Consider the following 18,311-nt stretch of genomic DNA (forward strand, 5'->3'; position numbering starts at 1 on the left):
CAAAACGCGGCACAGCGCCGCAGATATAAACTGCAGCGCCGCCCCCACCTGCTTCAGGCTTTTGTGGAACTTACTCCGCCTTGATGTACTTCGCTACGATCTCGTCGAGCTTGCCCTCTGCCTTCAGCTCCGCCAGCGCTCCGTTGATCGCTTCTACCATGGCAGTATTGCCCTTCTGAACTGCAATCGCATACTCCTCATCCGTGTAGGACTCATCCAGAATCTTGAGCCCCTCAACCTGCTTAAGATACTGCTTCGCAGTCTCACCGTCAATGATCACTGCATCGACCTTGCTCTGAGACAGCGCCTGCACGGCCTCCATGCCCTTTGCGTAGCGCTCTACGGAATCCTCACCGAAGTCATCTGTCACATAGATATCTCCGGTGGTTCCCTGCTGCACGCCGATGACCTTTCCCTTCAGATCGTCCGGTCCCGTAACAGTAGAATCTTCCTTCAGGATAATCACCTGCGTCGCCTTCGCGTAAGTATCAGAGAAATCCACGTTTTTCTTGCGGTCCTCCGTGACAGTCATACCCGCAGCGCCGATATCCGCTTTACCGGACACGACCTCCGGGATGATCGCATCAAATGCGATGTCCTCAATCTCCAGCTCCAAGCCAAGCTTCTCTGCGATTGCTGTGCAGATATCCACATCAATTCCGACAATCCCATCTGCATCATGGTACTCGTAGGGCGGAAACTCCGCATTGGTGCTCATGACGAGCTTCCCCTCGCTCACGGTCTTCAGCTCCGCCTTCTCTGCTGCAGAGCCGGCTTCCGTCTCCGCCGCCTGCGTCGTCGCTGCCTGCGTATCTGCCGCAGCGGCTGTCGTCGCTGCGCCGCTTCCTCCACAGGCTGTCAATGCTGCTGCCATCACTGCTGCCAGTGCCATGCCGAATATCTTTTTATTCATATTTTTTCCCTCCTGTGTTTAAAAATACATTTACTTTTGCTTTATTATAATCATTATTCCCGTATAATCAAGTGTTTCTTGCAAAAAAGTAGCGGGGCAGCCTTCCAAAAAACCGCCCCGTTTTGAATAATTATTTATTCATTTTTTAAAATACGCATGGCCCGCTCAAGCTGAGCATCACTCTCCCCATTGATTGTATCGCTCTCGCCCGGCTCCAGAAACACATCCGGCTCTATTCCCTTGCCGTGCAGATCAAAACCGCTTGGCGTGTAATAGTGCTGTGTCGTGAGCTTCACTGCCGAGCCGTCCCCAAGCGGAAGCACAAACTGAACAATGCCCTTTCCAAAGGTCTTTGTCCCTACCAGAGTGGCCCTCCCGAAGTCCCTGTAAGCCCCGGCAAATATTTCTGCAGAGCTTGCAGAATTTCCGTTGATCAGAAGCACGGTCGGAACAGAAACCTCGTGACCATCCTCAGAATAGTATTTCTCTCCGACTCCGTCTCTCCCTGCGGTGTAGACCAGCAATCCGTCCGGAAGCATGTAGTCGAGCATCTGCACCGCCGACTGTACCACTCCGCCGGGATTGTTTCTCAGATCAATAACAAGCTTTTGCATGCCCTGCTCTGTGAGTGCATCCACTGCACTCTGAAACTGTTCCGCAGTGACCACATCAAACTGGAGTATACGCAGGTAGGCAATTCCATCCTCCTTCAGCTCGTACTCCACTGTCGGCACATCAATGCTTCGGCGCGTCACAGTAAACGTGAGCTGCTCCCGTGTCTCTCCGCGGAGCACAACGATCTCTGCGCTGCTTCCCTCCTCACCGTGTATATAGGTGGACACAAAATAATCGAGCTCCGCTCCCGTGATCTCATTTCCGTCTACTGTGTAGAGGATATCTCCCTCCCTCAGTCCGGCCTCTTCCGCAGGCGACCCTGCAAAGACCGTGACCACCGTGCAGATGCCGCTCTCCTTATCCTGAGAGAGCAGCGCGCCGATTCCGGAGTAGGTTCCGCTGGTCTCCTCATTCATCCGGGTGTACTCCTCCTCCGTATAATATACGGTGTAAGGGTCCCCCAGACCTCTCAGCATACCGGCATAGATTCCATTCTCCACCTCCTCCGGATGCTCGTCAAAGAGAAAGTTTTTGCTGATGACTCTCTGAAGGAGCTTGATCTTCTTCATAATCTTATCGTAGTCCAGGTGCTCCGGATTCGGCAGCTCGCTGATCGTCGCGGTCTTCTCGCTCTGTGCCCCCTTCCGTGCACTCGCGGCATCTGGCAGAAGCCCTCTGCCAAGCTGATACAGAAAGCTGCCCGCCACAATCAATACGAGCAGAGCTGCTGCCGCAAGACCCCAGAAAAAACCCTTCCAGAAGCCACTCCCCTTCTTCCCCGTCGCACCCGCTCCGGCGCGAGCGGCGGACACAGCAACGGAAGTCTCCGCGCCATCCTTTTCTGCATTCAGCTGCTCCGTTTCACTCTTGTTCTCGTTATCCATCTCTCTTCTCCCGCCGCAGCACACTGCGGTTCTCCTCTGTCGCCGCCATACTCAGGCTCAGGCAGATATACATGACTCCGTGTGTCTTCTGTCCGGATATGCCACTCTCTGCCCATACTGCAGCTGCCTCATGGACTCACATACTCCGCCGGATTCACGTATGTCCCTCCGGCGCGCACGCCGAAGTGCAAATGCGGCCCGGTGGAGATTCCGGTCGAGCCCACCTTTGCAATGGTCTGTCCGGCGCTAACCCGCTCCCCCTGTCCCACATTCAATGTGGAACAGTGCATATAGAGTGTATACACACCGCCGCCGTGATGAATCATGACGTAATTGCCTGCGCTCCGCGAGTAGCTCGCAGTGACAACCTCTCCCGCCGCTGCTGCAGCGATCGCTGTACCGGTCGGTGCAGCAATATCGATCCCCTGGTGGAAGGAACTGGCCCCCTTTGTCGGTGAGCTGCGCCTGCCATAGCCGGAGGATACCCGGCTGCTGGCCGGGCAGGGCCAGCTGAAGCGGATGTCTCCGATGGATTTGGCTGCCGCACTGCTCTTCTTCTCCTCCGGATCTATCGTCTCCCCCGCTGCGAGACGTGACGCCTCCTCTGCCCTGCGGCGCCTCTCTTCCTCCTCGGCGCGTCTCCGCTCTTCTTCCTCCCGCGCCTTCACCGCGGCCTCCACCGCCTTGATTTCTGCCTCCTGTGCGGCGATCTGTTCCTTGTACTCCGCGAGCTCATCCTGCGCCTCTCCGATCTGCTCCGAATAGATCGAGAGCTCCTGTACCTTCTCTGCCATCAGAATCTTCAGGGAGTCCTGCTTCGCTGCGGCATTCTGCCGGAGAGCCTCAAGCTCCGCTTTCTCCTGCTCCAGCCTCTGCTGCTGATCCTGAATCTTCACACAGATCGCCTCATAGACATCCAGCTGTTTTCTGTCGTACTCCGATATCTTCTGCACATACTCCGCGTGATTAAAAAATTCGGAGAGATTTCTGGAAGAAAACAACAGCTCCAGGAAGCCGGTATTTCCCTTCTCATACATGTATTTTATGCGAAGCTTCATATCCTTATACTGCTGCTTCGCATCGCGCTCAGCCTGATCCAGCTCCTCCCGCGTGCCTGCGAGCTCCGCCTCCTTGTCGGCTATCTCCCCCTCAAGGCGCTCCAGCTCTCCCGCAACCTCCGTGAGATGCTGATCCAGTCCCTCCACATAGGCCGATACGTCAGACTTCAGCCCGCTCAGCTCAGAGATGCGCTGCTCCGTCCTTGCCTGTTCCTGCTCCAGCTGCTTCTTCTGCCCGGCCGCATTCTGAAGCCTCTCCTGCTCTACGGCATTCGGTGCTGCGAGCGCTGTCTCCCTGCACAGCAGCAAACATCCCAGCAGCCCCAGCACTGCCGCCGCTCTTCTCCCGACTCTCATCATCACAGCCCTCACACTCTCAGGTGCTTTCGTATGGTCAGAAAACTCACGCCAAAGCCGATGCCGCAGCCGAGCAGCAGCGCAGTCCCCGCCATCTGCGGGAATATGGCCCTCAGTGGAAGAAAGCGGAAAATGTCTGTCAGAAGTCCGAAGCGCTCTGTGAGGTAGTTCACCACTCTCCCGTAGAATATACTCACCGCCCCCAGCGGCAGCAGCGCCCCCACAAGGCCGATCACAGTTCCCTCAATCACAAAGGGCGCGCGTATCATTCCGTTTGTCGCACCGATCATGCGCATGATCTCATTTTCCGTCTTCCGGAATGCAGCCGCAACCGTGATGGTATTTGCGATAAGAAACACCGCAACCATCAGAAGAATGAGGATAATGCCGCCGGAGAGCAGGGTGATGACCCGATTCAGGCGCATCAGGCTGCTCACCGTGCTGCGCGCATAGTTCACCTGACGGACCCCCGGCACAGTGGAAAGCCACGCGACGAAGGCATCCTGCTCACTGATATCATTCAGCAGAATATTATAGGAAGCGCTGCCCGCGAGCGGATTGTCTTCATTAAAGCCCGCCGCAAGCTCCTCCTTTCCCGCGAAGTACTCGCTCTTAAACTGCTCCCAGGCCTCCTCCGCTGAGATAAAGCTCAGCTCTCTCACCTCAGGACGCGCCGAGATCTCTGCCCCGATCGCCCGTATCTCCTCTTCGGAGAGTGTCTCCTCAAAGAGCGCTGTGACGCCCATGCTGCTTTCCGCATTCCGCACGACATAATCTAAATTTCTCACAATGGCAAAAAACATACAAAATAAAAAAATACACGCCGAAACGGTCGCTGCACTCGCAAGCGAAAACTTTAAGTTCCGGCATATATTTTTCATTCCCTGCTTCAGGCAGTATGCAAACATGCTGAAATTCATTGACTCACCTGCTCCTCGTCACTTCTGAGTGTCCCGTGATCCAAAATGACGACGCGCCTGTGCATCCTCTTCACCGTCTCCCAGGAATGTGTGATTACAACAACCGTAGTTCCCTTCGCATTGATCTGCTCCAGCAATCCCATGATCCCCTCCGCAGTCCTTGCGTCCAGATTTCCTGTCGGCTCATCCGCCAGCAGCAGCTTCGGACGGTTCACCAGTGCTCTGGCAATCGCAACCCTCTGCTGCTCTCCGCCGGAGAGCTCACGGACATTCGCCTTGTACTTCGCAGAGAGCCCAACCAGCCGGAGCACCTCAGAGACATTGTCCCTGATCTCCCGTACCGGCTTCCCGATCACGCGCTGCGCAAAGGCGACATTCTCATACACATTCAGATGCTTCAGCAGACGAAAATCCTGAAACACGACGCCGATCGTCCGGCGATAGTTCGGGATCTGGCGCCGCGGCATGCGGTTCAGCTCAATGTCATTCACCACAAGCCGTCCCTCCGTGGGCTCCGTCTCCTTCATGAGAAGACGCACCAGCGTGGATTTCCCCGCGCCGGAGCGTCCCATAATAAATACGAACTCGCCGTCCTCTATGCTCAGATTGATATTTTTCAGCGCCCGCGACGCCCTCGGACCGCGCTCGTAGCTCTTGCTTACATTTTCCAGTACGATCATCAGTAATCGATCGTCTCCATGTATTTCATATACTTCACAACCATCAGGGCAATCTTAAAGGTGATGGCATCCTCAAAGACACGCAGATCCAGTCCTGTCGTCTTCTGAAGCTTGTCAAGGCGATAGACCAGCGTGTTGCGGTGAATGTAGAGCTGGCGCGAGGTCTCGGACACATTCAGGCTGTTCTCAAAGAATTTGTTGATGGTCTGCAGGGTCTCCTCGTCAAAATCGTCCGGGTTCTTGCCCTCGAAGATCTCACGGATGAACATCTTGCAGAGCGGAATCGGCAGCTGATAGATGAGACGTCCGATGCCGAGTCTGCTGTATGCAACGATATTCTGCTCGCTGTAGAAGATCTTCCCGACATCCAGCGCCATCTTCGCTTCCTTATAGGAGCGGGATACCTCCTTGATCTCGTTGACAATCGTGCCATAGGCGATATTGACATTCGCAATTTCGGCCCCGTGGAGGCTGTTCAGAATCTCCTCTGCTGCTCTGTCGAGATCATCATAGGTCTCGCCGTCACGGAGCTCTCTGACAAGGATAATGTTCCGTCCGTCCACAGCTGTGACAAAGTCTCTGCTCTTGCCCGTAAAGAATCCGCGCACAGTCTCGAGGACATTGACCTCTCTGTCGTTCTTCGTCTCAATGATATAGACCACGCGGCGCGCATCTGTATCGATGTGGAGCTTCTTCGCACGATTATAGATATCTACCAGCAGAAGATTATCAAGAAGCAGATTCTTGATGAAGTTGTCGCGGTCAAAGCGCTCCTTATAAGCGGTCAGGAGATTCTGCACCTGAAAAGCCGCAAGCTTTCCCACCATGTAGACGTCGTCATTGGTACCCTTCGCAAGCAGGATATACTCCAGCTGATTCTCATCGAAGACCTTGAAAAACTGACAGCCGCCAACGACCTGTGAATCCGCAGGAGAGTCTGCAAAGGCGAGGGCCGAAGCCTCGTACTCCTCCGCTCCCGGGAAGGTACCGGCAAGCACCTTGCCGTCCGTATCCGTGATGCAGAGCTCTATGCGCGTAATATTTTTCAGGCCCTCGAGCGTGGTCTGCAAAATCTGATTCGATATCATTTCCGTCTCCTTTCAGCCGCACAGGCGGATTCCGCCGGGGATTTTATACAACTCTCTCCAGTTTGAATTTTGGTCTCTTTAGAGCATTGTAAGGCACTATCACAAGAATTTCAAGCGGCTTGTTGAAAAAGCAGCTTTTTTTCTGTGCATATTTCACATTTCTTTTTTAAAATGTTGGTTATTTTGTGCTGAACTTCTGCTCAATCCCCTCTGCTGTGAGCAAAATTTTCCCTTCCCGCAGCAGACGCCCCAGCGCGCGCTTGAAGGCGCTTTTTGAGATGCCGAACACCTCGCGTATCTTCTCCGGATCGCTTCCATCCCCGTAGGGAAGCGTTCCGCCCGCTGCCGCAAGTGCCTCCATGATCCGCTCGGCATCATCTCCCATCTGCTGAAAGGCCTTTTTTCTGGGACTCAGGTCCAGCTTACCGTCCTCGCGGACACGCATGACCCGTGCGCTGATCTCCTGGCCTATGGAAAAATGCTCATAGACCTCACTCCTCGGAATCAGTCCGAAGTAACGGTCATCCACCGCCACAAAAACTCCCATATCGCGAATCTCATACACCGTACCCTGCACAACATCATCCGTCCGATACGATTCCGCCGCTCTGAGATACGGATAGACGCGCATGGTTGCCGCAAGACGTCCGCTGTGGTCCACATAGAGCGCAGCCAGAACGCTCTGCCCCGGCTTGATCTCCCCTTCCCGCTCCCGGAAGGGCAGCAGCACATCACGCTCCAGACCGATGTCCAGAAAAGCGCCGATCTGCGTAATTTCCCGGATTGTGAGCTTCCCCGTCTCACCCACCGTGAGCAGCGGCTTCTTTATCGTCGCAATTGGACGGCCGGCACTGTCTTTATATAGGAAGACGGTGAGCTCATCCCCCACCTTCGCGCCCTCCGGCAGCTGCTTTTTCGGCAGCAGCACAGAGTCGGCATCCGGCGCGTCGCTCTCTGCCAGATAAGCCCCGAAATCGCGAAAGCGGACGATGCGCAATGTCTGAATTTTTCCAAGCTTCATATTTTCTTTCCTTCCCGACGAGACTTAAGTCCCCTATCTGAGCGCAGTATAACAGCTTCACGGCGGACCGGCAATGCTTCTGCCGCACACAAGGGATACTTTGCGCCTTTCTCTGCCATAGGTAAATACCTATGGTCCAAAATATAAAAAGATATTTGAACTGTGGGACGAAGCTTTATATATTGTAACTATACAACTTTATTTCTCATACAAAAGGAGAGGTGCAATGAATCAGGTAGTTGTCGGTATTTTGGGTTTTTTATGTATTATTGCCATTGTTGTCACGCTATTCAAGAGCAGGACCCTTCCCAGCATCGCCTTCATCCTCTTCCCGTCTGTTCTGGCGCTGATTCTGGTGCTGGGCGGCTACTACAGCTTTGATGACATAGCCTCCCTGATTAAGGCCGGCTTCAAGAGCACGGGCCCCACCGCAGCGCTCTTCGTCTTCAGCGTGCTGTTCTTCGGCATTATGACAGACGCCGGGATGTTCGATGTGATCATCGGTAAACTGATGAAATTTGTCGGAGACAGCGTGATCGGCGTGACCGTGATGACAGCGATCATCGCTCTCATCGGCCATCTGGACGGCGGCGGCGCTTCTACTTTTCTGATCGTAGTCCCGTCCATGCTTCCTGTGTATAAGAAGATGCATATGCGCCCCACCACCCTGCTTCGCGTCGCCGTCCTCGCGATGGGCATTCTGAATCTCATGCCCTGGGCCGGTCCGACCATGCGCGCAGCCTCCGTGCTCGGCATGGAAGCAGGCGGTCTCTGGAATATGCTGCTCCCGATTCAGCTTTTTGGCATCGTGCTGGTGCTGGCGCATGCCGTACTCGCCGGAATACAGGAGCAGAAGCGCGGCGCCGGCCTGAACGGCAGACTGGCAAAGGAATCGCAGGCAGCTGAAGTACAGAGCGAGAGCAGCGCAGAGACTGTCAACGAGCTCGCCCGCCCGAAGCTCTTTGCCTTCAACATCTGCCTCACGATCGCCGTCATTGCACTCCTGATCTGGGACGTCTTCCCGAGCTACTTCCCCTTCATGCTGGGTGTCGGCATCGCCATCCTCGTGAACTACGGCGAGATCAAAATGCAGAAGAAGATCATCAACTCCCACGCCGGTCCCGCTCTCATGATGTGCACCACTTTGATGGGCGCAGCCGTGCTCATGGGTATTCTGGTAAAAAATGTCACAGTAAATGAAGTCGAGGTTGCAAGCGTCGTCTCCTGCATGGCAGATCTCATCACCATGGTGCTGCCACCGGCACTCGGCATGCACCTGCCGCTGGTCATCGGTATCCTCTCTGTACCGCTCGCGCTGGCCTTCGACACGGACAGCTACTTCTACGGTATGCTCCCGGTCATGATCGGCATCGGGGAGAGCTTCGGCATCTCTGCACTCCCGATCGCCATCGCCATGGTCGTCTGCCGCAACTGCGCAACCTTCATCAGCCCCATGGTTCCGGCTACTCTGCTCGGCATAGGCCTTGCAGAGGTCGATATCAAGGATCACATCAAGTCCAGCTTCTTCTATGTTTGGGGCTTCTCTGTGATCTGCATGCTCTTTGCCATTGTGATCGGAATCCTTCCTCTGTGAGCACTGCATAGCTCCGGAATGTCTTGTAACATAGGAACTTCAAGGGAAGTTCCCGTATGGGAATCACAGCACCGCATCCTCACCAGGCCGGTACTCCGGCTGCAGCAGTCGGATGAGCGCCGTCATATACTGCGGAAGATAGCGGTCCCGCCTGTGGCAGATATAAAAATGCCGCTCGCGGTCAATGCCGGAAACCGGATAGCTCACGCAGTCCCGGTAGAGCTCCGGCGATATGTCAAGATAGTTCTTCGGGCACAGAAAGACTGCCCGGCACGGTGCGACAGAGCGCTTCGCGACCTCAATGCTCTCCGTCTCAAACAGGACCTCAGGAGACATGTGCCGGTCAACGAATAGCCTGTCCTCTGTAATCCGGGTACTGTGCCCGGGCTTCAGGCGGATAAAACGCTCCGCCCTGGCCTCTGCTATATCGATCTCTGTTCCGCCCGGAATGCGTCCTGCGATTGCCGTGTGCTTCCCGGCAAGCAGCATGATCTGCTCCTGGGCGATCAGAATATAGTTCAGAGGATTGGCCTTTGCGGAGGTTGTGAGACAGGCCATGTCCAGACGATGATTCAGGAGAAGAGACTCCAGACTGTCCGAGCCTGTCTCCGTCAGTCGGATTCTGACCTCAGGATAATGCTCCTGCATCCATGGGAAAATACGCGGCACCACCTCAAGTGCGCGCTGCACCGGAATACCAAGCAATATCTCGCCTCTGCTTCCGGAGCGAATCTCATCCAGCTTTCGGCTCAGATTCTCTTGAATGCTCCGGATGGAACGGGCTGCCTGCATATAACACTCCCCCTCCGGCGTCAGCACCATCGGTGTAGTGTGACGGACAAAGAGCTCAGCGCCCAGCTCCTCCTCGACTTTACGCACCATCTGGCTCAGAGACGGCTGCGACACATACAGCAGCTCTGCAGCCCTGCTGATACTGCCCTCCCGCAGTATTGTCAGCATATACTTCATCTGTCGATCGTTCATGCCTGCCTCCAAAAGGAAAACGATATAGCTGCTTCGTGCCATCCGGCACTTTGAATACAGTATAGCACAGGAACATTGATTCTATTGGATTGGAAAGGAGCTTTTCTATGGATATTAAAAAATCTGCAGTGGCAGGAACGCTGGAATCCAGCGACTGCCAGGTCACGGTGGAGCCGGGGGACGGCGGCATTGACTTCTCTCTGGACAGTGTCGTGATTCACCAGTACGGAAACCAGATCCGCAGTCTGACCTACGATACCCTGAATGATCTCGGCATCAGCAATGTGCGCATCTCCATCGTGGATAAGGGTGCACTGGACTGCACCATACGCGCAAGAATCGAGGGCGCGGTATTCCGCTCCGTCGGGCAGTACGACAAGCTTCCGTGGGGAGGTGCGATCAGATGAGCCATCCAAACAAAAAAAGACTGAGACGTTCCATGATGTTTCTGAATGCGCAGAAGCCGTCCCTCATCAAGGATCCCTATATCTACAATGCCGACTCCCTGATGCTGGATCTCGAGGACGCAGTGGCGGTCACCGCAAAGGATACCGCCCGCTTCTCCCTCTATCATGCGCTGAAGACAATTGACTACCGCGGCTGTGAGAAGGTGGTCCGCATCAACGGGCTGGACACAGATCTCTGGCGCGAGGATATCCGCTGCTCCGTCGCGGGCGGCGCAGAGGTGCTGCGCATTCCAAAGACCGAGAGCGCAGAGATGGTGAGGACGGTTGAAGAAGCCGTACTCCGGGCGGAGCAGGAATTTGAGCGTCCCGTGGGCTCCACTCTGCTCATGGCTGCGCTGGAATCCGCGCGCGGCGTCATGAATGCCTACGAGGTCTGCACCTCCTCCGATCGTATGATCGGAATTGCGCTATCCGGCGGCGACTACACCAAGGACCTGCAGACTGTCATCACCGGAACCGGCGTCGAGCTGATGGGCGCCAGACAGCAGATGATCATCGCCGCGCGCGCAGCCGGCGTGCAGTGCTTTGACACTGTCTGGACTAATCTTCAGGACATGGACGACTTCCGGAAGGAGGTCGAAACCATCAGGCAGATGGGCTTTGACGGGAAGTCCATCATCAACCCCCGCCAGATTCCCATCGTGCACGAGGTTTTCACGCCCAGCATGAAGGACATCATATTTGCAGAAAAGGTAATCCGGGAGATCGATACCAAGAAGGCGCAGGGCATAGGCGTGTTCACAGTGGACGGAAAGATGATCGACATCGCCTTCTACGATGGAGCCAGGAGAACCATATCACTCGCCAAAGCATCCGGCGTATACAGAGGGGAGCTGTAATATGCAAAACGCAGTTGGAAGAGAAATACCAGAAGAAATTTTACGTCTCACAGGTAAGGAGCCTTTCCGCGGCACGCACAGCTGTGATGGAAAGGAATTCCGGAAGGTCGGCCCCAAAACCCGCTGTGTCATCAACTCCGATGGCGACAAGCGCGTCGCTTCGATCCGGGAAGTACTTTTAAAATGCGGCATCCGCGATGGCATGACCCTGGGCTTTCACCATCACTTCCGCAACGGCGACAAGGTGCTGAATCTTGTCATGCAGGAGGTGCATCGCATGGGCATCAGAGATCTCACCATCTGCGCCTCCTCTCTCGGGAGCCAGAACGATGAAATCGTCTCCATGCTGGACGACGGCACAATCACAAATATCCAGTCCTCCGGCGTGCGCGGGGAGATAGGCCGTGCAATCTCGGAGGGGCGTCTCAAGGGACTCGCCATCATGCGCTCCCACGGCGGCAGGGTGCGTGCCATTGAGTCCGGAGAGACAAAGGTAGATATCGCCTTTATCGGCGCACCGACCGCAGATGAATACGGCAATCTCTCCGCAAACGGCGGCAAGGCAAACTGCGGAGTTCTGTCCTACGCGGCGGTAGATGCACAGTTCGCGGATAAAGTCGTCGCTGTCACCGACTGCCTCGTCCCCTTCCCGAACCTGCCCGCGCAGATCAGCCAGATCTATGTGGACTATGTGGTCGTGGTCGATGAGATCGGCGATCCGAAGAAGATTGCCACCGGCGCGGCGAAGCCGACCTCTGACCAGAGAAAGCTCCTCATGGCGCAGTACTGCACAGATTTTGTGGTGAATACTCCCTACTTCAAGGAGGGCTTCTCCTACCAGACCGGAGTGGGCGGCGCCTCCATCGCCTCCACCATCTCTCTCGCAAGGATCATGCGGGAGCGCGGCATTCATATGAGCTTCGGAGTCGGCGGCATCGCAAAGCCGATGTGCGAATTACTGGAGGAAGGCCTCATTCACAAGCTGGTGGATACGCAGGACTTCGATGAGTACGCGATCAACAGCGCAGCGACGAATCCAAACCACTTCTACATCACGGCCGGCGAATATGCGGATCCCTTCAATAAGGGTGCCTATGTCAACAAGCTGGATTTTGTCATTCTGGCGGCACTCGAGGTCGATACGCACTTCAACTGCAATGTCGTTGTGGGCTCTGACGGCATCATCACCGGTGCGCAGGGCGGTCATCCCGACACTGCTGCCGGGGCAAAATGCACCATCGTGATTGCCCCCATCCTTCAGGGACGCATTCCGACCATCTGCTCAGATGTCACCACAGTGACCACACCGGGCGAGGATGTCGATGTCGTCATCACAGACTACGGCATCGCCATCAATCCACGGAGAGCAGACCTCATGGAAGCAGTAAAGAATGCGGGCCTTCCCTTAAAGAGCATTGAAGAGCTGCGCGATATCGCCTACAGCATTGCAGGCGTCCCCGAAAAGGTACAGTTCGGCGATCGCGTGGTCGGTATCATAGAGGCAAGAGACGGCAGCATCATGGATGTAGTCCGTGAGATCCGCCCCTTCCGGTTCAGGGACTGAGGACGATTATGAACAATGCAGAGCACAGAGAGGCGGCGGCTTCGGTATCCGTCTACGATATGCTATCCGCCAGAGAACAGCGCGCGGAGCGGCAGAAAGCCCTGCTCTCGGAATATCACAGCCCGCTGATCTGTTTCACCATGAATATCCCCGGCCCCGTAAAGAGCGGGGAACCGATACACGCCGCATTCTGTGAAGGTGTAAAGCGCATACGGCGTGCCCTTGCTTCCGGTACAGAAAACGACGCGAAGACCTCCCTTCACATTCTTCACGAGGAGTACAGCGAAGCAAAGAGCGGTTATGAATACTATGCCGCCGTATCGGGGAGCGCCGCCGCGCTGAAGCGCATCTGCACCGGAATCGAGGAAGCGGATCGACTGGGACGATTGTTTGACATCGACATTCTGGATAGAGACGGCAGGAAGGAGAGCCGCAAGACGCTGGGGCTTCCCCCGCGAAGGTGTCTTCTCTGCGGAAGGGACGCGCGCATCTGCGGCAGGAGCCGGGCACACGAGCTTCCGGCGCTGCAGCAGGAGGTGCTGAAGATCATAGAAGACGAGCTGCATTTTTTCTGAGACTTGAAAACGCCGCCGCACAGGCAATGCTTGAGGAGGTTTTCACCGCACCGAAACCAGGACTTGTGGATCGCTTTGACAACGGCGCACACAGCGATATGGATGTCCGGACTTTTCTCCTCAGCACCGCTGCCATAACTCCCTTTCTTCGGGAAATGGCAGAGCTTGGCTATCACTATGAGGGCAGTGCAGAAAAGCTCTTTCCCCTGCTTCGCCGCAGCGGAGGCGCTGCAGAACAGGCCATGTTCCGCGCGACCGGAGGGGTCAATACCCACAAGGGAGCAATCTTTACGCTGGGTCTGCTCTCTGCCTCCGCCGGACGTCTCCGCCGGAGCACCGCACAGCTGAATGCCGCAGAGATACTCTCTGAGGCACAGAAGATCGCGGCTCCCTCCATGAAAGCAGAATTCACCCGTATGAGACAGCTCTCCAAGGACAGCCCGGAGCTGAGCCACGGTGAGCGGCTCTTTCTTCTCCATGGAGAATGCGGCATCCGCGGAGAGGCCGCAGAAGGCTTCCCTACCCTTACGCGGCACGCCATTCCGGCTCTCCGCGCGGCGCTGAGCGCTAAGCTCTCTCCGGACGCAGCCCGGCTCGACACCCTTCTGCACATTCTGCTCTATCTGAACGACACCAACATTCTGAGCAGAGGAAGTCACAGGGATCTTCTCTGGCTGCGGGAGGAGAGCCGACGCATACTCTCCCTCGGCGGAGCCTCCTCCGAGGCAGGTATGAGAGCTCTGAAGCAGCTGAACTGTGACTGCATCAGAAAAAAGCTCAGTCCCGGCGGCGCAGCAGACATACTCGCAGCAGCGCTCTTTCTCTGTGCCCTTGAACATATTTAACATTTTTTCAACAACTCACAGCAGAGGACTCCCGTCACCGGCGGGAGTCCTCTGCTCCTCTATATCAGAAAAAACTGCAGCTCAGTCCGTAAGCCACAGCCCTCGTATTTTCTGTCGAAGCGGCAGGATATTTTGGGGGTTCACAGACAGCACACTGATACCCATACGAAGAAAGCGCTCTGTGAGACTCAGGTCCGCGGCGAGCTCTCCGCAGATTCCGACCTCAATGCCTCGCTTTCGCCCGGCCTTCGCCGTCATCTCAACTGCCCGAAGCAGAGCCGGGTGATGTGGATCCAGAAAACACTCAAGCGCTGCATTCTGCCGATCCAGTGCCAGCAGATACTGCGTCAGATCATTGGTACCGATGGAAAAGAACTCACACTCTGCGGCGAGCTCCTCCGCACAGAGTGCCGCCGCCGGTGTCTCAATCATAATTCCGATCTGAGGCTCAACCGCACACACACCCTCAGCCTCCAGCTCCTCCCTGCAGGATTGAAGCATGCGCTTCGCCTCACGCAGCTCCGCCGGGGAGATGATCATAGGAAACATCACCGCCAGCCTGCCGTAGACCGAGGCGCGAAGCAGTGCGCGGAGCTGAGTCCGAAACAGCTCCCTGTGCCGGAAACAGAAGCGTATCGCGCGACAGCCCAGCGCCGGATTGTCCTCCTTCTCTGCGGGAAGATAGGAGAGCTGCTTGTCTGCGCCGATATCGCAGGTGCGGATCACAACTCTCCTGCCCCTCATTGCATCCAGCACCTCGCGATAGGCCGCGAGCTGCTCCTCCTCTGAGGGGGCCTCACTTCGACCCAGATACAGAAATTCCGAGCGCAGCAGTCCGACGCCCTCCGCGTCATTCTGAAGCAGAGCCGGAATATCCTCCGGCCCGCCAATATTTGCCAGCAAAGTGACTTGGCGTCCATCCCGCGTGACACTCGCCTTTCCCTTCAGGGTCCTGAGCCTCTCATCTGCCTCTCTTTCCTGTTCTATCCGCGCCTCATAACACCGGAGCAGCTCCGGCTCTGGATCGATATAGACGCGCCCCTGCTCCCCGTCGAGAATCGCAGACCTGCCCTCCCAGCTCTCATCAATTTCCGCGCACTGTACCAACGCCGGAAGATTCATGCTGCGCGCCAGAATCGCACTGTGGCTGTTACAGGAGCCTTCGCGGGTGATGATGCCGCAGAGCTTCCCCTTGCCTAGCCGCATGATCTCCGAGGGCGTCAGCTCCTCTGCAACCAGTATCACAGGCTCGGTCTCCTCCGGCAGCTCAACGGCATTCCCCGCCAGAGCATCCAGCAGGGCCTGTCTGATATCGTGAATATCCGCTGCGCGCGCCTGCATATAAGGATCATCCATATCAAGAAAGGTCTGCGCCTGACGCCCACAGGCCGTACAGACCGCCTTCTCCGCACTGCATCCCTCCTCGCGGAGACAGGCACGCACGCTGTCCGTCAGCAGTGCATCCTCCAGTATCATGGTATGAACCTCAAAAATCGCAGCCTCCGCCTCGCCAAACCGCTCCCTAGTCTCTGCCGCCAGCGCACGCTGCTGTAAGATCACCCGCTGTAGCGCAAGCTCAAAGCGCGCTGTCTCCTCCCTCGGAGAGACTCCACGCTCCAAAGAAAGCCTGAATCCACAACCCCTGTAGATTCGCAGCTTTCCGATGGCAATTCCGTTCAGAATACTCTTTCCGTCTGCAATCCGCATTCCAACCTCCGCTCTCTCCGCTCGCCCTTGTAGATCCACGCCATCTCCACGCTGTCATGAAGATATCGCTGCTCTGTGATCCGCTTCTTCTCCGGTCCCAAAGCGCGCAAACGCCCTTTTCTGCACGATCAGAAAGCAGATCAGCTGTACTGCCGCCGTCAGGGCCCACGAAATCGGGTAGGAAATATAGAGAATAAACTGCGTGGGCTCAGCCCGAAAGACTGTCATAATCCACACAATTCTCAGCAGACAGGAACCGATGAAGGATACAAGCATAGAGAGAAAGGAGTATCCAAGTCCTCTCAGTCCTCCGGTGGAGGTGTCCATCAGCCCGCAGAGAAAATAGGTCGTGCATATCACGGACATTCGTGCCATGCCGTACTCGATCGTCGCCGCATCATTTGTATACACAGAGAGCAGCGGACGTCCAAGTGCGTAGACGCCCTCTCCGGTGATGAGCCCCACCACCAGAACCACCGCCAGGCAGGAAAAGAGCGCCCGGTTCACGCGCCTTCTGTCCCTCGCGCCGTAATTCGCAGAGATAAAGGTGACGCTCGTCTGCATCAGCGCGTTCATAGCAAGATACACAAATCCCTCCAGATTCTGCGCCGCCGCGTTTCCCGCCATCACAGTGGAACCAAAGGTATTCACCGAGGACTGGATCATCACATTGGAAATGCTGAAGAGAGCTGTCTGCAGACCTGCCGGAAAGCCGATGCGAAATATTGCCGCAAGCCTCCGCGGGTTGACAAACAGCAGCTCCCGGACCGTCCGCAGAAAGCGACGCAGAATCCCCTCAGCCTGTTTCTCTGCTGAAGTACAGAGCGTAAGCTGAATGGCTCCTTCGTAATGCATAAGACAGCGCAGCACCAGCGCTGCGGACACCACCTGTGACAGTATGGTCGCGAGCGCCACTCCTGCGACACCGAGCCTGAACACAATGACAAAAATCAGATTCAGAACAACATTCATCGCACCGGCAATACTCAGGTAGAGCAGCGGTCTTCTGGTATCTCCGACACCGCGAAGCACAGCACTTCCAAAATTATAAAGCATAATAACCGGCATTCCGAGAAAATAGATTCTCAGATAACGTGCTGCAAGACCGATCACATCCCCCGGCGTTCCCATAAGCGCAAGCACCGGATGCGCCAGAAGAAAACCCAGTGTCGCGAGAATAAAGCCCGCGAGCAGAGAGAGCACCACTGCAGTCTGAACGGTCTCCCGGCTGTTTCTCTCATCTCCCGCGCCGTAATACTGCGCAATCAGCACATTGACGCCGACAGACAGCCCCATGAAAATGCTGATCATCAGATTCACAATTGCTGTCGTCGAGCCCACCGCCGCGATAGAGGCCGGACCGGTAAAACGTCCCACCACGATAATATCCGCAGCATTAAAAAGCAGCTGCAGCACCCCGGAGAGCATCAGAGGCAGAGAAAACAGCAGAATCTTTCCGAGCATCGGCCCATGCACCATATCGATCTCGTAATTGGCGCCGTGCCCGTGCTGCAGTATACCGGCCATACTCAGACCCCCTCTGCCGCCTCTTCCGGCACGCCATCTTCACCCTCAGCAAGAATGCGATCCAGAGTCTCCCGCAGAAACTCTCTGGAGCGCACAGTCACAGACGGAATCCCGGCACTCCTTGCGCCGTCCGTATTCACCCTGCGATCATCAAAAAACAGGCTCTCCTCCGGCTTCAGCGCATAGGTATCCAGAAGATATTCATAGATGTCTCTGTTGGGCTTTAAGAGGTGCATGCGGTAAGATATCACAGCGCCGTCCATGTCCTGCATAAAGGGCTGAAATGCCGCGTGCGCCTCCCACATTTCCTTCCCGTAATTTGAGAGAATGAAGAGCCTGTAGCCCTGCTTCTTCAGCTTATGCACCCTCTCCCATATCTCCGGGCGCGGTACATAGAGTGTCTCCGGATGTTCCATCATCCACTTTATCTTATCCCCCTGCTCCGGATAGACAAGACGCATCTTCTCCGCCACCTCCAGGGGCGTCATGACCCCGTAATCCATCATAGTCCAGATCGGATCATGCACCATGCGCCGTCCCAGTGTCCGCGCCTCCTGTTCGGGAAGACCGAGAGCCATCAGCGCCTCCGGCCAGCGATACTCAAGCAGAACATCGCCCACATCAAAAATAATATTTTTCAGCATACTTCTGTATCCTTTCACAAACTTGTTAA

Annotated in this window: 17 protein-coding genes; 6 read left to right on the forward strand and 11 right to left on the reverse strand. The window is 55.8% G+C overall.

Translation table 11 applies throughout. From position 1 onward, the window contains the following. Positions 1–70: 70 nt before the first annotated feature. The 7 genes from J2S20_RS03900 to J2S20_RS03930 all read right to left on the reverse strand — a co-directional run bounded on the left by J2S20_RS03900 (position 71) and on the right by J2S20_RS03930 (position 7,536). Positions 71–913, reverse strand: coding sequence for a basic amino acid ABC transporter substrate-binding protein (locus tag J2S20_RS03900; RefSeq protein ID WP_307253391.1), 843 nt, complete (start codon positions 911–913; stop codon positions 71–73). A gap of 134 nt (positions 914–1,047) precedes the next feature. Then, positions 1,048–2,412, reverse strand: a complete 1,365-nt coding sequence (locus J2S20_RS03905) for a S41 family peptidase (RefSeq protein WP_307253395.1) — start codon at positions 2,410–2,412, stop codon at positions 1,048–1,050. A gap of 128 nt (positions 2,413–2,540) precedes the next feature. Then, a complete protein-coding gene (locus tag J2S20_RS03910) occupies positions 2,541–3,830 on the reverse strand; it encodes a murein hydrolase activator EnvC family protein (protein ID WP_307253398.1) in 1,290 nt (429 codons plus the stop codon). 8 nt (positions 3,831–3,838) lie between these two features. Continuing rightward, complete coding sequence (locus J2S20_RS03915) at positions 3,839–4,747, reverse strand: cell division protein FtsX (protein ID WP_307253400.1); 909 nt, start codon at positions 4,745–4,747, stop codon at positions 3,839–3,841. Further along, the gene (gene ftsE, locus J2S20_RS03920; RefSeq protein ID WP_106611272.1) at positions 4,744–5,427 is read right to left on the reverse strand and encodes a cell division ATP-binding protein FtsE; all 684 of its coding nucleotides are present in this window, start codon (positions 5,425–5,427) and stop codon (positions 4,744–4,746) included. The genes J2S20_RS03915 and ftsE overlap by 4 nt, the downstream gene beginning before the upstream one ends. Next, entirely contained in the window at positions 5,427–6,515 is a 1,089-nt protein-coding gene (locus J2S20_RS03925) for a PucR family transcriptional regulator (protein WP_106611271.1), read from the reverse strand. The genes ftsE and J2S20_RS03925 overlap by 1 nt, the downstream gene beginning before the upstream one ends. Positions 6,516–6,693: 178 nt before the next feature. Continuing rightward, a complete protein-coding gene (locus tag J2S20_RS03930) occupies positions 6,694–7,536 on the reverse strand; it encodes a CvfB family protein (RefSeq protein WP_307253408.1) in 843 nt (280 codons plus the stop codon). Positions 7,537–7,762: 226 nt separating this feature from the next. Between J2S20_RS03930 and J2S20_RS03935 the strand changes: the two genes are divergently transcribed. Further along, positions 7,763–9,130 carry a CitMHS family transporter gene (locus tag J2S20_RS03935; RefSeq protein WP_307253410.1) on the forward strand — a complete coding sequence of 456 codons (1,368 nt, stop codon included), beginning with the start codon at positions 7,763–7,765 and terminating at the stop codon, positions 9,128–9,130. Between the two features lie 63 nt (positions 9,131–9,193). On the opposite strand, the gene J2S20_RS03940 is transcribed toward J2S20_RS03935, so the two are convergent. Continuing rightward, positions 9,194–10,114 (reverse strand): LysR family transcriptional regulator, encoded by a 921-nt coding sequence (locus J2S20_RS03940; RefSeq protein WP_307253413.1) that lies wholly within the window; start codon positions 10,112–10,114, stop codon positions 9,194–9,196. Between the two features lie 107 nt (positions 10,115–10,221). On the opposite strand from J2S20_RS03940, the gene citD reads away from it, so the two are divergent. From citD to J2S20_RS03965, 5 genes are read left to right on the forward strand one after another with little or no spacing between them, the layout of a single operon-like run. Next, positions 10,222–10,521 carry a citrate lyase acyl carrier protein gene (gene citD / locus J2S20_RS03945; protein ID WP_307253415.1) on the forward strand — a complete coding sequence of 100 codons (300 nt, stop codon included), beginning with the start codon at positions 10,222–10,224 and terminating at the stop codon, positions 10,519–10,521. Then, complete coding sequence (locus J2S20_RS03950) at positions 10,518–11,420, forward strand: aldolase/citrate lyase family protein (protein WP_307253417.1); 903 nt, start codon at positions 10,518–10,520, stop codon at positions 11,418–11,420. The genes citD and J2S20_RS03950 overlap by 4 nt, the downstream gene beginning before the upstream one ends. Position 11,421: 1 nt before the next feature. Then, on the forward strand, positions 11,422–12,984 hold the full coding sequence (citF, locus tag J2S20_RS03955) for a citrate lyase subunit alpha (RefSeq protein ID WP_307253419.1): 1,563 nt from the start codon (positions 11,422–11,424) through the stop codon (positions 12,982–12,984). Positions 12,985–12,992: 8 nt separating this feature from the next. Further along, positions 12,993–13,559, forward strand: a complete 567-nt coding sequence (citX, locus tag J2S20_RS03960; protein ID WP_307253421.1) for a citrate lyase holo-[acyl-carrier protein] synthase — start codon at positions 12,993–12,995, stop codon at positions 13,557–13,559. After that, positions 13,445–14,404, forward strand: a complete 960-nt coding sequence (locus J2S20_RS03965; protein WP_307253424.1) for a triphosphoribosyl-dephospho-CoA synthase — start codon at positions 13,445–13,447, stop codon at positions 14,402–14,404. Before citX ends, J2S20_RS03965 begins: the two co-directional genes overlap by 115 nt. A gap of 81 nt (positions 14,405–14,485) precedes the next feature. On the opposite strand, the gene ptsP is transcribed toward J2S20_RS03965, so the two are convergent. Genes ptsP through J2S20_RS03980 form a run of 3 tightly spaced genes read right to left on the reverse strand, consistent with a single transcriptional unit; the run spans position 14,486 to position 18,282 of the window. Next, positions 14,486–16,111: a phosphoenolpyruvate--protein phosphotransferase gene (gene ptsP / locus J2S20_RS03970; RefSeq protein ID WP_307253426.1), complete on the reverse strand. Its 1,626-nt coding sequence runs from the start codon at positions 16,109–16,111 to the stop codon at positions 14,486–14,488. 54 nt (positions 16,112–16,165) lie between these two features. Further along, positions 16,166–17,638, reverse strand: coding sequence for an MATE family efflux transporter (locus tag J2S20_RS03975; protein ID WP_307253428.1), 1,473 nt, complete (start codon positions 17,636–17,638; stop codon positions 16,166–16,168). A gap of 2 nt (positions 17,639–17,640) precedes the next feature. Next, on the reverse strand, positions 17,641–18,282 hold the full coding sequence (locus J2S20_RS03980; protein ID WP_307253430.1) for an HAD family hydrolase: 642 nt from the start codon (positions 18,280–18,282) through the stop codon (positions 17,641–17,643). Positions 18,283–18,311 lie beyond the last annotated feature (29 nt).

The sequence above is a fragment of the Moryella indoligenes genome, from assembly GCF_030812885.1.
Lineage (GTDB): Bacteria > Bacillota > Clostridia > Lachnospirales > Lachnospiraceae > Moryella > Moryella indoligenes.

Coding starts and splice junctions, on each gene's coding strand:
- J2S20_RS03940 (WP_307253413.1), bottom strand. CDS start 10,114: ATGAACGATCGACAGATGAAGTATATGCTGACAATACTGCGGGAGGGC.
- ftsE (WP_106611272.1), bottom strand. CDS start 5,427: ATGATCGTACTGGAAAATGTAAGCAAGAGCTACGAGCGCGGTCCGAGG.
- citD (WP_307253415.1), top strand. CDS start 10,222: ATGGATATTAAAAAATCTGCAGTGGCAGGAACGCTGGAATCCAGCGAC.
- J2S20_RS03915 (WP_307253400.1), bottom strand. CDS start 4,747: ATGAATTTCAGCATGTTTGCATACTGCCTGAAGCAGGGAATGAAAAAT.
- J2S20_RS03975 (WP_307253428.1), bottom strand. CDS start 17,638: ATGGCCGGTATACTGCAGCACGGGCACGGCGCCAATTACGAGATCGAT.
- J2S20_RS03930 (WP_307253408.1), bottom strand. CDS start 7,536: ATGAAGCTTGGAAAAATTCAGACATTGCGCATCGTCCGCTTTCGCGAT.
- citF (WP_307253419.1), top strand. CDS start 11,422: ATGCAAAACGCAGTTGGAAGAGAAATACCAGAAGAAATTTTACGTCTC.
- J2S20_RS03935 (WP_307253410.1), top strand. CDS start 7,763: ATGAATCAGGTAGTTGTCGGTATTTTGGGTTTTTTATGTATTATTGCC.
- J2S20_RS03950 (WP_307253417.1), top strand. CDS start 10,518: ATGAGCCATCCAAACAAAAAAAGACTGAGACGTTCCATGATGTTTCTG.
- J2S20_RS03900 (WP_307253391.1), bottom strand. CDS start 913: ATGAATAAAAAGATATTCGGCATGGCACTGGCAGCAGTGATGGCAGCA.
- ptsP (WP_307253426.1), bottom strand. CDS start 16,111: ATGCGGATTGCAGACGGAAAGAGTATTCTGAACGGAATTGCCATCGGA.
- J2S20_RS03980 (WP_307253430.1), bottom strand. CDS start 18,282: ATGCTGAAAAATATTATTTTTGATGTGGGCGATGTTCTGCTTGAGTAT.
- citX (WP_307253421.1), top strand. CDS start 12,993: ATGAACAATGCAGAGCACAGAGAGGCGGCGGCTTCGGTATCCGTCTAC.
- J2S20_RS03925 (WP_106611271.1), bottom strand. CDS start 6,515: ATGATATCGAATCAGATTTTGCAGACCACGCTCGAGGGCCTGAAAAAT.
- J2S20_RS03910 (WP_307253398.1), bottom strand. CDS start 3,830: ATGATGAGAGTCGGGAGAAGAGCGGCGGCAGTGCTGGGGCTGCTGGGA.
- J2S20_RS03905 (WP_307253395.1), bottom strand. CDS start 2,412: ATGGATAACGAGAACAAGAGTGAAACGGAGCAGCTGAATGCAGAAAAG.